This window comes from Streptomyces sp. ERV7, from assembly GCF_001653515.1.
Taxonomy (GTDB): Bacteria; Actinomycetota; Actinomycetes; order Streptomycetales; family Streptomycetaceae; genus Streptomyces.
The window spans coordinates 690,825-703,419 of the sequence record NZ_LYOY01000001.1; the positions used below are offsets into that span (position 1 = coordinate 690,825).

The 12,595-nt window shown below is 72.8% G+C and carries 11 protein-coding genes and 2 pseudogenes; 7 read left to right on the plus strand and 6 right to left on the minus strand.

The annotated features are described in order from the left end of the window. Nucleotides 1–28 precede the first annotated feature (28 nt). The gene (locus tag A8W25_RS03070) at nt 29–1,495 is read left to right on the plus strand and encodes a GNAT family N-acetyltransferase (protein ID WP_199831669.1); all 1,467 of its coding nucleotides are present in this window, start codon (nt 29–31) and stop codon (nt 1,493–1,495) included. On the opposite strand, the pseudogene A8W25_RS34670 reads toward A8W25_RS03070, so the two are convergent. After that, nucleotides 1,431–2,636, minus strand: a pseudogene (locus tag A8W25_RS34670) (trans-sulfuration enzyme family protein); the annotation flags it as partial. The gene A8W25_RS03070 and the pseudogene A8W25_RS34670 sit on opposite strands and share 65 nt — an antisense overlap. A gap of 59 nt (nt 2,637–2,695) precedes the next feature. Here A8W25_RS34670 and A8W25_RS03080 point away from each other — a divergent pair. Together A8W25_RS03080 and A8W25_RS03085 are read left to right on the plus strand one after the other, a co-directional pair. Beyond that, nucleotides 2,696–3,226: an Lrp/AsnC family transcriptional regulator gene (locus tag A8W25_RS03080; RefSeq protein ID WP_067155312.1), complete on the plus strand. Its 531-nt coding sequence runs from the start codon at nt 2,696–2,698 to the stop codon at nt 3,224–3,226. Between the two features lie 50 nt (nt 3,227–3,276). Further along, nucleotides 3,277–4,959 (plus strand): DUF885 domain-containing protein, encoded by a 1,683-nt coding sequence (locus tag A8W25_RS03085; RefSeq protein ID WP_067156650.1) that lies wholly within the window; start codon nt 3,277–3,279, stop codon nt 4,957–4,959. A 68-nt stretch (nt 4,960–5,027) separates the two neighbouring features. On the opposite strand, the gene A8W25_RS03090 is transcribed toward A8W25_RS03085, so the two are convergent. Then, nucleotides 5,028–5,516, minus strand: a complete 489-nt coding sequence (locus A8W25_RS03090; protein ID WP_067155315.1) for a rhodanese-like domain-containing protein — start codon at nt 5,514–5,516, stop codon at nt 5,028–5,030. Between the two features lie 94 nt (nt 5,517–5,610). Here A8W25_RS03090 and A8W25_RS03095 point away from each other — a divergent pair, with 94 nt between their 5' ends. Then, nucleotides 5,611–6,057: an Lrp/AsnC family transcriptional regulator gene (locus A8W25_RS03095; protein WP_067155318.1), complete on the plus strand. Its 447-nt coding sequence runs from the start codon at nt 5,611–5,613 to the stop codon at nt 6,055–6,057. A 29-nt stretch (nt 6,058–6,086) separates the two neighbouring features. On the opposite strand, the gene A8W25_RS35670 is transcribed toward A8W25_RS03095, so the two are convergent. From A8W25_RS35670 to A8W25_RS03110, 4 genes are all read right to left on the minus strand, one after another. Beyond that, nucleotides 6,087–6,638, minus strand: coding sequence for an SbcC/MukB-like Walker B domain-containing protein (locus A8W25_RS35670; protein ID WP_420708394.1), 552 nt, complete (start codon nt 6,636–6,638; stop codon nt 6,087–6,089). Further along, complete coding sequence (locus A8W25_RS03100; protein ID WP_420708395.1) at nt 6,547–7,626, minus strand: AAA family ATPase; 1,080 nt, start codon at nt 7,624–7,626, stop codon at nt 6,547–6,549. The genes A8W25_RS35670 and A8W25_RS03100 overlap by 92 nt, the downstream gene beginning before the upstream one ends. Beyond that, complete coding sequence (locus A8W25_RS03105) at nt 7,623–8,804, minus strand: exonuclease SbcCD subunit D (protein WP_067155321.1); 1,182 nt, start codon at nt 8,802–8,804, stop codon at nt 7,623–7,625. The genes A8W25_RS03100 and A8W25_RS03105 overlap by 4 nt, the downstream gene beginning before the upstream one ends. Before the next feature lie 70 nt (nt 8,805–8,874). Further along, nucleotides 8,875–9,501 carry a YigZ family protein gene (locus tag A8W25_RS03110; protein WP_067155324.1) on the minus strand — a complete coding sequence of 209 codons (627 nt, stop codon included), beginning with the start codon at nt 9,499–9,501 and terminating at the stop codon, nt 8,875–8,877. Nucleotides 9,502–9,886: 385 nt separating this feature from the next. Between A8W25_RS03110 and A8W25_RS03115 the strand changes: the two genes are divergently transcribed. From A8W25_RS03115 to A8W25_RS03120, 3 genes and pseudogenes are all read left to right on the plus strand, one after another. Then, the gene (locus A8W25_RS03115) at nt 9,887–10,537 is read left to right on the plus strand and encodes a hypothetical protein (protein WP_067155327.1); all 651 of its coding nucleotides are present in this window, start codon (nt 9,887–9,889) and stop codon (nt 10,535–10,537) included. Next, a pseudogene (locus A8W25_RS31865) lies at nt 10,524–10,937 on the plus strand (GH3 family domain-containing protein); the annotation flags it as partial. The gene A8W25_RS03115 and the pseudogene A8W25_RS31865, both read left to right, overlap by 14 nt. Nucleotides 10,938–11,021: 84 nt before the next feature. Then, entirely contained in the window at nt 11,022–11,879 is an 858-nt protein-coding gene (locus A8W25_RS03120) for a class I SAM-dependent methyltransferase (protein ID WP_067156653.1), read from the plus strand. The last annotated feature ends 716 nt before the right edge of the window (nt 11,880–12,595 follow it).

Below are 12,595 nucleotides of genomic sequence, written 5' to 3' on the forward strand. Positions count from 1 at the left end.
GCTCGGTCACAGTGAAGGCATGACTGAGATGCCTGAGTTGACTGCCCGCAAGAGCGCCCGCCGCCACCACTGGCGGCGGGACCTGATCGAGCTGGCCGCGCTGTTCACGGCCGTGGCGGTGGCCGACGTCGTGGCGAACACGGTCGTGCACGGGCCGGACGGACCGTTTCTGCTGATCGCCTCGGCGGTCGCCCTGGTGGCCACGGCCGCGTTCCACACCTGGTGGGCCCGGCGCCACAGCCACGCGCCTCCGGCGGACACACCCGTCGATACGGGCGCGGCGCCCGGCCCCGCCTTCGCCGCGCCCGCCGACGGGACCGGCGAAGGCGGAACGGCCGCCCGCGAGACCGCGCTGTGGCGGATGCGGGCCACCGTGCGGGACGAGCCGGGCAGCCTGGCCGCCCTGTGCATCGCACTCGCCCACAGCCGGGTCGACATCCTCACCCTCCAGACGCACCCGCTGGCCGACGGCACGGTCGACGAGCTCCTGCTGAGGGCCCCCGGCGAGCTCGCGGCCGCCCGGCTCACCCGGGAGATCGCGGCGGCGGGCGGCGCCGACATCTGGCTGGAGCGCGCGGACGCGCACGATCTGGTGGACGCGCCCACCCGGGTGCTCGGGCTGGCCACCCGTACGGCCCTCGACGCCGCCGAACTGCCGCTCGCCCTGCGCCAGTTGCTGGGCCGGTGCTCCATCCACTCGCTGCCCGCCGTGTCCCTGTCCGGCCGCCCGACCGGTGAGACGGCGCCGGTCGAGGGCGTACTCGAATCGACCACCATGCGGCTGCGCGATCCGAACGGCGGGGTCATCACCGTCGAGCGGCCCTACCTCCCCTTCACGCCGACCGAGTTCGCGCGGGCGCGCGCGCTCGTCGAGCTGGACGCGCGGCTCGGCCCGCGCATCCCCCGCAGCCAGGACGTCCTCACGCTGCCCGAGGGCAACGAGATCGCCGTCCGCCGGGCCGGTCAGGACGATGTCGAGGCCGCCAAGGCCATGCACGAGCGCTGCTCCGACCGCACGCTGAGCCTGCGCTACCACGGCCCCGTCGGCGACGCCGACCGCTACCTGAACCACCTGCTCAGCCCCCGTTACGGGCGCACCCTCGCCGCCCAGACCACCTCGGGGCGGCTCGTCGCCCTCGGCCATCTGCTGTGGGACGGCGACGAGACCGAGGTGGCGCTGCTCGTCGAGGACGACTGGCAGCGCCGGGGCGTCGGCTCCGAGCTCCTGGAGCGCCTGGTGGCGCTGGCGGTCGAGGCGGGCTGCGAGAGCGTCTACGCGGTGACGCAGTCCTCCAACACCGGGATGGTGGCGGCGATGCGCGGCCTCGGCCTGCCGCTCGACTACCAGATCGAGGAGGGCACCCTGGTGGTCACCGCACGGCTGCCGAAGGCTCGCGTGGCGGCGCGTCCGCCGTGGGAGCGCCCGGCGTTCGAGCGCCCGTCGCTTGAGCAGGCGTCGTTCGATCAGCCGTCGTTCGAGCAGGCGGAGCGCTGAGCGCCGCGCTCAGATCGCCCCACAGGTCCTCCACGTCCTCCAGACCGACCGAGAGCCGCAGCAGGCGGTCGCTCACCCCGGCGGACCGCCGGTCTCCCTCGGCCACGATGCGGTGGCTGATGGAGGCCGGATGCTGGATCAACGTGTCGACGCTGCCGAGGCTCACCGCGGGGGTGATGAGCCGGACGCCCGCGATGACGCCGTGCGGATCACCGTTCACCTCGAAGGAGACCATCGCCCCGCCCACCGCCGGATAGTGGACGCGGGCCACCCGAGGATCGGCGGCCAGTCTGCGGGCCAGCTCCGCGGCGCTCCCCGCGGCGGCGCGCATCCGTACCGGAAGCGTCGCCAGGCCGCGCAGCAGCAGATAGCCCGCGAGCGGGTGCAGGACGCCGCCGGTGGCGAACCGCACCTGGCGCAGCTGCCGGGCGAACGCGTCGTCGCAGGCCACCACGCCGCCCATGACGTCGCCGTGACCGCCCAGGTACTTGGTCGCGCTGTGCAGCACGATCCGGGCGCCCTGTTCGAGCGGCCGCTGGAGCACCGGCGTGGCGAAGGTGTTGTCGACGAGCAGCGGCACCGAGCCGCAGGCGTGGGCGACGGCCCTGATGTCGACCTCGGCGAGCGTCGGGTTGGCCGGGGTCTCCACGATCACCAGGCCGGTGTCGGGCCGCAGGGCGTCGGCGATGCCCGCCGGGTCCACCCAGGTCACCTCCGTACCGAGCAGTCCGGCGTCCAGGAGGTGATCGCTGCAGCCGTACAGCGGCCGGACCGCGACCACGTGCCGCAGGCCCGCCGAGGCCCGGGCGAGCAGCACCGCGGAGAGCGCGGCCATGCCGCTGGCGAATGCCACGGCGCCGGCGGCCCCTTCCAGCCGTGCGAGCGCTGTCTCGAAACGGCCCACGGTGGGGTTGTCCAGGCGGGCGTACACCGGGGGTCCTTCGGGCAGCTGTCCGGTGGCCGCGAAGGCGTCGATCCGGGCGGCCTCGGCCGCGCTGTCGTACGAGGGGTAGGTCGTCGAGAGGTCGATCGGCGGGGCGTGCAGACCGAGTCCCGCGAGGTCGTCGCGGCCGGCGTGGACTGCTTCGGTGGCCAGGGCACGGGGTACGGCCCGGGCACGGTCCTGCATGTCGGTGTCCATGGCGGCACTGTGGAGCCATGACCGGAAATGAGCGGTGAGGTCCGTGCTACGTTCGGCCAATGGCCGATTCTGTCGCACTGGACCCGGTGGATCTGGACATTCTGCGCCTGTTGCAGAACGACGCCCGGACCACGTACCGCGATCTGGCGGCGCAGGTGGGCGTGGCGCCCTCCACCTGCCTCGACCGGGTGACCAGGCTGCGCCGCTCCGGAGTCATCCTGGGCCACCAGCTCCGTCTGGACCCGGCGAAAATGGGCCGTGGCCTGGAGGCACTCCTCTCCGTACAGGTACGACCACATCGGCGTGAACTGATCGGTCCGTTCGTCGAGCGCATCCGGGCGCTGCCGGAGTCCCGGGCCCTGTTCCACCTCACCGGCCCGGACGACTACCTGGTCCACGTGGCCGTGACCGGCACGGCCGATCTTCAGCGGCTGGTCATCGACGAGTTCACCTCGCGGCGCGAAGTCGCCCGGGTGGAGACGCGGTTGATCTTCCAGCAGTGGGAGTGCGGTCCTCTGCTGCCCCCCTCGTCGACACCGGTGTCACCTTCCGCTTCGTCCCCTCTCTCCCCTTCCGTCTCCGGTGGCTGAAGGTCGCCTGTTGGTGACGCGGAGCCCGTGCTCGTACGAGTATGTGGACCATGCCAGACACTTCCAGCAGCGTGCTGCCCCGCCAGGTCGCCGACGCCCATGTCGACGCACTCATCGAACTCGACCCCATCACCGGTACCTATCTGGGCGTGCGCAAGAGCGCCCGGCTGCTTCCGGACTTCACGCCCGCCGGGCAGGCGGCCGTGGCCGACCTCGCCCGCGCGACGCTGGCGCGGCTCGACGAAGCGGAACGGCGGCCGGGTGCGGACAGCGACTCCGAGCGGCGCTGCGCCAGACTGCTGCGGGAGCGTCTGACGTCCGAACTCGCCGTCCACGAGGCGCAGGAGGGCCTGCGCTGCATCAGCAATCTGCGCTCGCCCGTCCACTCGGTGCGCCAGGTGTTCACCATGATGCCGGTCGCCGACGAGGCGGACTGGGCGGCGGTCGCCGCCCGGCTCCGCGCCGTCCCGGCGGCGCTCGAGGGCTACCGCGCCTCACTGCGACGGGGACTCGACCTCAAGCTGTTCGCCGGACCGCGTGCCACGGCCACCTTCGTCGGCCAGCTCACCGAGTGGATCGGCACGGACCGCAACTGGTTCGAGGAGTTCGTGGCGCCGGGCCCCGACGCCCTGCGCGACGAACTGGACGCGGCCGCGCGCGTGGCGGGAGAGGCGCTGGTCGCCCTGCGCGACTGGCTGAGCGAGGTGTACGCGCCCGCGATCGCCGGGGCGCCGGACACGGTGGGCCGCGAGCGGTACGCCCGCTGGGTGCGCTACTTCAACGGGACAACCCTGGACCTCGACGAGGCGTACGCGTACGGCTGGTCCGAATACCACCGCATCCTCGGTGAGATGAGGACCGAGGCCGACAAGATCCTGCCGGGCGCGGGCCCCTGGGAGGCGCTGGCCCACCTGGACGTGCACGGCGTCCACATCGAGGGCGTGGACGAGGTCCGCGAGTGGCTGCAGGCCCTGATGGACGAGGCGATCGAGGCGCTGGACGGCACGCACTTCGAACTCGCCGAGCGGGTACGCAAGGTGGAGTCGCACATCGCGCCGCCCGGCAGCGCGGCCGCGCCCTACTACACGGGCCCCTCGGAGGACTTCTCGCGTCCCGGCCGCACCTGGCTGCCGACCATGGGCGAGACCCGCTTCCCCGTGTACGACCTGGTCTCGACCTGGTACCACGAGGGCGTTCCCGGGCACCATCTGCAGATCGCGCAGTGGCGGCACGTGGCGGACCGCCTCTCGCGCTACCAGGCGACCATCGGCACGGTGAGCGCCAACGCCGAGGGCTGGGCCCTGTACGCCGAGCGGCTCATGGACGAGCTGGGCTTCCTGCCCGACCCGGAGCGGCGGATCGGCTATCTGGACGCGCAGATGATGCGGGCCTGCCGGGTCATCGTCGACATCGGCATGCATCTGGAGCTGGAGATCCCGGACCACTCGCCGTTCCACCCCGGCGAGCGGTGGACGCCGGAGCTGGCGCAGGAGTTCTTCGGCAGCCACAGCGGGCGTCCGGCGGACTTCGTGGAGAGCGAGCTCACCCGGTATCTGTCCGTGCCCGCCCAGGCGATCGGCTACAAGCTGGGCGAGCGCGCCTGGCTGATGGGCCGCGAGAACGCGAAGAAGCACCACGGCGACGCCTTCGACGCCCGGGCCTGGCACATGGCGGCTCTCTCGCAGGGGCCGCTGGGCCTCGACGACCTGGTGGACGAGCTGTCCAAGCTCTGAGTCCGCGGGGTGGTGGGCCTCTTGGCCCGCCACCCCCGCAGGGCCACCGCCGCCGCTCGCCGCCGCTCTCAGCAGCCGCAGTTCTCCGCCCCGACGGGCGCGGTCAGCGGGTCGGCCTCGGGCTTCTGGCGGCCCTCCCAGGTCTCGAACTCGAAGCCCTCGCGCACCCAGTACTCGAAGCCGCCGAGCATCTCCTTGACCTGGTAGCCGAGTTCGGCCAGGGCGAGGGCGGCGCGGGTGGCACCGTTGCAGCCGGGGCCCCAGCAGTAGGTCACGACCGGAACGGACTTGTCCAGCAGTTGCTCGGCCTGCTCGGCGATGAGCGCGGTCGGCAGGTGTACGGCGCCGGGCACGTGGCCCTGGTCCCAGGACTCGGTGGAGCGCGAGTCCAGCACGACGAAGCCCGGCTCCCCGCCCTGGGCCAGTACGGACGCCACGTCGGAGACGTCGGCGTGGAAGACCAGGCTGGCGCGGAAGTAGGCGGCGGCGTCGGCGGGCGCGGCCGGGGCTACCCGCAGGACGGGGTTGGCGGCGGCGGCGAGCTGCGTTGTTGTCATGGCCAGAAATCTACGGCTCATGATCACTGGCCGGAAGGTGCGATCCCCGGAACATCTCTTGATTCGCCGGGGATTTCACTGTTGTCTGGCAGCCATGACCGAGTATTCCCCGGACGCCACCGACTGGCGCATCCTGGACGCCCTCCAGCAGGACGGCCGGGCCACCTTCGCGGAGCTGGCCCGCGCCGTCGCCATGTCCCCGAGCGCCGTGACGGAGCGGGTGCGGCGCCTGGAGGAGGCGGGGGTGATCTCGGGCTACACGGCGGTCGTCGACCAGGAGCGGCTCGGCCGGGGCATCCTCGCCTTCGTACGGCTGCGCTATCCGAACGGCAACTACAAGCCGTTCCACGATCTGCTGGACGCGACCCCGGAGATCATGGAGGCGCACCACGTCACGGGCGACGACTGCTTTGTGATCAAGGTGGGCGCGCGGTCGATGAGCCACCTGGAGGAGATCTCCGGGAAGATCGGCGCCCTGGGGTCGGTGACGACCAGCGTCGTCTACTCCTCCCCCCTGCCCCGCCGCGCGATCGGCCGCTGAGCACCGGCGCCGGGCGCGGCCACGGGCGCTCAGTCCCCGGCGCCCGCCGTCCGGTGGCGCACCCGCGAGCCGTTCCGCTCCTTGACGATCTCCAGCTGGGTGGGGATGCGGCGGCGCAGATCGCCGACGTGGCTGACGATGCCGACGCTGCGGTCCCGCTCGCGCAGCGAGTCCAGGACGTCCAGGACCTCGTCCAGGGCCTGGTCGTCGAGGCTGCCGAAGCCCTCGTCGATGAAGAGCGTGTCCAGCCGTACGCCCCCGGTCTCGTCGGTGACCACATCGGCCAGGCCGAGCGCGAGCGCGAGCGACGCGAAGAACGTCTCGCCGCCCGAGAGCGTCGCGGTGTCCCGCTCGCGGCCCGTCCAGGCGTCGACCACGTGCAGCCCCAGTCCGGAACGGCCGCGTCCGCCCCGGGCGTCGGAGTGCACCAAGGTGTACCGCCCGCCGGACATCCGGCTCAGCCGGGCCGTCGCGGCGGCCGCGACCTGCTCAAGACGCGCGGCCAGCACGTAGGACTCCAGGCGCATCTTGCGCTCGTTGTCGGCGGAGGTGCCCGCGGTGAGCCCGGCGAGGCGGGCCACCCGGTCGTACTCCTCGCGCAGCGGCCCGATCCGGCGCGTCTCGGCGGCGGCCTCGCGGCCCAGCCGGCCGAGCTCTGTGTAGCGGGCGCGCGCGGCGGCGAGCACCGAGGCGGCCTCCCGCAGTGCGCGCTCCGCGCGCGCGTGGCCGGCCTCGGCCTCCTCGGTGCGCGCGGGTCACGGCGCACTCCGCGACGGCGAGCCGCTCACGGGCACCGGCGCGCGCGACGGCGGCCCACTCCAGGACGGCCTCGGCCAGCCCCGGCTCCCCGGGGCGGCGGTCGGGCAGCGGCCAGTCGCGCGCGTCCGCGCCGTCCCCGGCCGCCTGCGCCATCCGCTGGGCGAGGTTGAGCAGCCGCTCGTCACCGCTTCTGACCTGCTGTTCGGCGGCGCGGCGCAGCTCGGCCAGACGCTCCTCGACGGCGGCGAAACGGCCGGTGTCGAAGAGCCGTCCGAGCAGTCTGCCGCGCGCCTCGGCGTCGGAGCGCAGGAACTTCGCGAAGTCCCCCTGGGGCAGCAGGACGACCTGGCAGAACTGCTCGCGGCTCATACCGACGAGCTGGCCGATCTCCTCCCCCACCTCCTGATGGGAGCGGCTCAGCGCCTCCCAGACGCCGTCGCGCGCGTCGTGCTCGCGCAGCCAGGTCTGCGCCTTCTCGGTGGTGAAACCGTTGCCGCGCTTCTTCGGCCGGTTCTGCTGCGGACGCCGGGTGATCTCCAACCGCCGTCCGCCGACGGTCAGATCGAGCAGGACCTCGGTGACGGTGTCGGGTGCCGCGTGGTCGCTGCGCAGCACGGCGCCGGGGCTCTGGCGGGCGCCCGGCACCGCCCCGTACAGGGCGTAGCACACGGCGTCCAGGACGGAGGTCTTGCCCGCGCCGGTCACCCCGTGGAGCAGGAAGAGCCCGGCGGCCGAGAGCGCGTCGAAGTCGACTTCCTGGGTGCCGCCGAAGGGGCCGAAGGCGGTGACGCGCAGCCGGTGCAGCCTCATCGGGCCCCCTCGCGCGCGTGGTCCTGGGTGAGCGCCGACTCCACCCGTACGTCGTCGAAGGCGCCGCGCAGCACCGTCCGCTCCCGCTCGTCCGGGCCGCTGCCGCCGCGCACATGGGCCACGAAGTCCTCCGCGATCTCCTGGTCGGTGCGGCCCTGGAGGCGTCGCGCGTACGAGGCGAGCGGGTCCTCGGGGGCGCGGTCCGGCTCGAAGACGAGGCTCAGGGTGTGCGGGAAGCGGACGGCGACGCGGGCCATCGCGTCGTCGGGGCGGACCGCGTCGGTGAGCGTCGCCTCGACCCACGCGTCCTCGTGGGGATCGAGGGCGGGATCTTCGAGCAGGTCGTCGAGCCGGCCCCGGATACGGGCGAGCGGGCGCGGGACCGGGCAGTCGATCCGCTCGGCGGCGACGGCTCCGTCGGCGGCCAGGTCGACGAGCCACATGGACTTGCGGTGGGTGGTCTCCGAGAACGAGTACGCCAGGGGAGAGCCGGAGTAGCGCACCCGGTCGGAGAGGGTCTGACTGCCGTGCAGATGGCCGAGCGCCACATAGTCGACGCCGTCGAAGACTCCCGCGGGCACGGCGGCGACCCCGCCGACCGTGATGTCCCGCTCACTGTCGCTCGGCTCGCCGCCGGAGACGAAGGCATGGGCGAGGACGACGGACCGGGCGCCCCGCGCGCGTGCCGCGAGATCCTCCCGGACGCGCTCCATGGCCGCGCCCAGCACCTGCTCGTGCCCGGCCTTGGCGGTCTTGAACTCGTCGCGGACCAGGGCCGGTTCGAGGTACGGCAGCCCGTAGAAGGCCACCTCCCCATGCGCGTCGGACAGCAGCACCGGGGTGCCGCAGCCCGCCGGGTCGGTGCGCAGATGGATGCCCGCCCGCTCGATGAGGCCCGCGCCGACGCCGAGGCGCCGGGCCGAGTCGTGGTTCCCGGAGATCATCACCGTCGGTACGCCCTCGTCGGCGAGCCGGTGGATGGCGCGGTCGAAGAGCTCCACGGCCGCGAGCGGCGGCACGGCCCGGTCGTAGACATCCCCTGCCACGAGGACCGCGTCCACCTCGCGCTCGCGCACCGTCGCCACCAGGTGGTCGAGGAACGCGGCCTGGGCGTCGAGCAGGGCGACCCGGTGGAACGAGCGTCCCAGGTGCCAGTCCGACGTGTGCAGGAATCTCATGATCCCCGAGGGTAACGGTGGGGTCGGACATCCCGGGCGGCAACTGCCTTACCGGTACGGCGCAGAGCTGTCACGCTTCCCCGTACGCCTCTCCGCCGAGCTCCAGCGTCGCAGTGCCCGCGGTGATGTCCGCGAGCCAGCGCCGCAGGGACTCCACGTCCGCCTCCGGGATGCCGATCTCGATGCTGACGGCTTCGGCGTAGCGCACCTCGCGCACCGCGCGGCCGGTGGCCCGCAGGTCGTTCTCCAGCTTGCCCGCGCGCTGGTGGTCGACGGTGACGGTGGCGAGGCGGTACCGCCGGCGCACCACGGTGCCGAGCGCGTCGAGGGCTTCGCCGACCGCTCCCCCGTACGCACGGATGAGCCCGCCCGCGCCGAGCTTCACACCGCCGTAGTAGCGGGTGACGACGGCGACGGCGTACCGCACCTCGCGGCGGGTCAGCATCTGGAGCATCGGGACTCCGGCGGTGCCTCCCGGCTCACCGTCGTCGCTCGCCTTCTGTACGGAGGCGTCGGCCCCGATGACGTACGCGAAGCAGTTGTGGGTCGCCGTCGGGTGCTCCCTGCGGACGCGCGCGACGAAGTCCTGCGCCTCCTGCTCGGTCGCGGCGGGCGCGAGCGCGCAGAGGAACCGCGATCGGTTGACCTCGGTCTCGTGCACGCCCTCGCGGGCGATCGTCCGGTACTGCTCCTGCATACGGCCACCCTATGCGGTGCGGTGCCCTTGCCCTGCGGGTCGCGCAGGCGCCCCGGGCGCGGGGGCGGGGATCCCCGGTAGCCACGGGGGCGTAGGGGTGACGGATGTCACCGAGACCGGCACCACGGCACGTATGGGCGGCTGCCGCGTCGACCTGCCGCGGCACGTCCGGGCAGCTCCCGCCTCGACGTCTCGCGGCACGTCCGACCGGCTCCCGCCTCCACGTCTCGCGGCACACCTGGGCGACTCCCCGGTGGACGTCAGTTGAACCTTCACCTGCACCTCCCCCTTGATCCTCAACTCTCCCTATAGCCGGCTCACGCAGGCTGCGGGGAGGAGTCGTGCCACAGCAGAGAGTGCGCCGGTCCGTAAGGAGCAACCCGATATGTCATCAAACCTCCCGTTATTCTCCGTCCTCCTGGGAGGCGATTACGCGGGCAAGTCATCGGCGATGGCGCGGCTCGCGGGAGGACCGGAGCCGGTCCGGGTCGTCTCGGTCGACGATCACTTCCTCGCCGAGAGGCACTCGCTGATCGGCCGGCTGCGGCGCGACGTGGTCAAGGACGTCGCCGCGCCCGACGGCGCCTACTCGCCGGACTTCATGGCCAGCATGCTCCAGACCGCCGTGGTGCACCTGCGCGACCAGCTCCTCACGGCCGCGGCCGCCGCCGACGGACAGCCGCTCCTCGTGGACTCGTACTACTACAAGATCCTCGCGAAGTGCCGCCTCGCGGGGGTGAGCGAGAACCCCATGTACGACTGGTGGCGCTCGTTCCCGCAGCCGCGGCACGTCGTCTACCTCAAGGTCGCGCCGCAGGAGGCCTGGCGCCGCAGCCGCCGCGGAACACGGCTCAACTCCCTCGAACACTACGGCGAGCGGCCGAACCGGACGTCGTTCGAGCGGTACCAGAACGACCTGGAGAAGCTGATGTGGGACGAGATCCGCTCCCTCCCGGTGACGGTCGTGGAGCAGCAGGGCTCCCCCGAGCGGACCGCCGACGCCGTGCGGGAGGCGGTCTGCCATGACTACGTCTGAGACTCGCCGGGACGGTCTGACCTGGACAGATCCGGAGCGGGTGGGGCGGTACCGGGCGCGGGTGTTCGCCGAGCGGTCCCGGCTGCGGGCAGCGTTCACGGACCCGGCCGGACACCAGCGGCGCGTCCTTGCCGACCTGCTCGCCTTCAACGCCGACACCGCCTACGGCCGCGCCCACGACTTCACGCGCGTACGCACCCTGGACGACTGGCGCAAAGCCGTCCCCGTCCAGGACTACAGCACCCTCGCCCCCTGGATCGAACGCGCCGCGGCAGGCGAGGACAACATCCTCACCGCCGACAGACCCGCCGTCTTCTTCACCAGCAGCGGCAGCACCGGCGCCCACAAGAAAATCCCCGTCACCCCCCGCTTCATGCACACCACCTTCTTCCCCTTCTACTACGCCGCCTGGGCACCCCTCATCGAACACTTCCCCGACGTCCTCACCCACCCCACCCATCCGACCGAAGGAGACGAGAACCCCGTGACCGAGTTGCTCGACGCCGTCGAACGCACCGCCCTGCTCACCGCTGCCCTGCGTGCCGCCGAGACGCGTCGGCCCGACCGCATCTACCAGGATCCGTACGCGGACGCGCTCTGCGGTGAGATCGGCCCGGAGCTGCTCGCGGAGATCCGGAAGGCGACGTTCCCGACGGACGCCTCGCGTACGCTCCCCAGCACCCCCGACTACAACGCCATCCGCACCCGGTTCTTCGACGACTACCTCCAAGAGGCCGCCCGCGAGCCCGGGATGCAGCAGATCGTGCTGGCCCCGGCCGGGATGGACTCGCGCGCGTACCGGCTCGACTGGCCCGAGGGGCTGCGCTACTACGAAGTCGACCGGCCCGCGGTACTCGCGTACAAGCAGGACCGGCTGGAGGGCGTCAGCCCGCGGACCGACCACCGTACGGTCGCCGTGGACCTCACCTCGCCCGACTGGGAGGACGACCTGCGGAAGGCGGGGTACGACCCGGCCCTGCCGTCCACCTGGCTGCTCGAAGGGCTGCTCTACTACATCCCCGAACAGGACACCCACCGCATCCTGCGCCGCGTCGCGGACTTCTCGGCGCCCGGCAGCCGGATCGCCGCCGACCTGGTCAACGCCGCCGCCCTGACGCTTCCTCATATGCGCGGCCTGCTGGACATCTTCGCGGGCTGGGGCTGCCCCTGGCTGTTCGGGACCGACGAGCCCGAGGCGCTCTTCGACAGCCTCGGGTTCTCCGTCGAGGCGCTGCAACCGGGCGAACCGGGTGCGGACTTCGGCCGCTGGCCGGACCCGGTGCCGCCCCGGCACGAGACGGATGTGCGCCGGGTGTTCTTCATCCACGGTCGGCGGCGCTGAGATGGCGAAAGCTCTGGTCGTGGGAGGCAGTGTCGCGGGTCTGGCCTCCGCGCTCGCGCTGGCCGGGTCCGGACGGCAGGTCGTCGTCCTGGAGCGGTCCGCCCCGCCGCCCCGTGGCGCGATGGCCGATCTGCACAGCCGCTGGCAGCGGCCGACCGTGCCCCAGGCCCAGCACTCCCACACGCTGACCTCGCTCGGCGTGCGCACCCTGCGCACGCGCGCGCCCGAGGTCCTGGAGCGGCTGCTGGCCGCCGGTGCCCCGCTGTTCGACCTCACGCGCGCGTTGCCGCAGGGCGCGACCGACCGGGCGCGCGAGGTGGGCGACGACATCCTGGTCGCGCTGGGCTGCCGCCGCACCACGCTCGAACTCGTCCTGTACCGGGTGGTCGAGGCCCTGCCGCGGGTGGAGATCCGGCACGGCACGACGGTGCGCGGGCTGCGGCTGAGCGCCGACCGGCAGTCGGTGCGCGGCGTGGTGACCACGGACGGCGCACACCTCTCCGCCGATGTGGTCGTGGACGCCACCGGCCGCCGCGCGGCCGCCCGCGGCTGGCTCACGGACGCGGGGGTTCCGGTGGCGGGGGATCTGACCAGCCCAGGCGGGCTGCGCGGCTTCACGCGCTTCTACCGGCTCAGAAGCAGCTCACTGCCGGGACCGCTGAACCGGGGCCATGCCGCCGGTGACATCTTCGGCCACTACGCGGGCGTGCTGCACC

What these genes read in the sequence shown, in the direction of transcription:
- A8W25_RS03070 (WP_199831669.1), top strand. Translation starts at nt 29, where the DNA reads ATGCCTGAGTTGACTGCCCGCAAGAGCGCCCGCCGCCACCACTGGCGG.
- A8W25_RS03080 (WP_067155312.1), top strand. Translation starts at nt 2,696, where the DNA reads ATGGCCGATTCTGTCGCACTGGACCCGGTGGATCTGGACATTCTGCGC.
- A8W25_RS03085 (WP_067156650.1), top strand. Translation starts at nt 3,277, where the DNA reads ATGCCAGACACTTCCAGCAGCGTGCTGCCCCGCCAGGTCGCCGACGCC.
- A8W25_RS03090 (WP_067155315.1), bottom strand. Translation starts at nt 5,516, where the DNA reads ATGACAACAACGCAGCTCGCCGCCGCCGCCAACCCCGTCCTGCGGGTA.
- A8W25_RS03095 (WP_067155318.1), top strand. Translation starts at nt 5,611, where the DNA reads ATGACCGAGTATTCCCCGGACGCCACCGACTGGCGCATCCTGGACGCC.
- A8W25_RS03100 (WP_420708395.1), bottom strand. Translation starts at nt 7,626, where the DNA reads ATGAGGCTGCACCGGCTGCGCGTCACCGCCTTCGGCCCCTTCGGCGGC.
- A8W25_RS03105 (WP_067155321.1), bottom strand. Translation starts at nt 8,804, where the DNA reads ATGAGATTCCTGCACACGTCGGACTGGCACCTGGGACGCTCGTTCCAC.
- A8W25_RS03110 (WP_067155324.1), bottom strand. Translation starts at nt 9,501, where the DNA reads ATGCAGGAGCAGTACCGGACGATCGCCCGCGAGGGCGTGCACGAGACC.
- A8W25_RS03115 (WP_067155327.1), top strand. Translation starts at nt 9,887, where the DNA reads ATGTCATCAAACCTCCCGTTATTCTCCGTCCTCCTGGGAGGCGATTAC.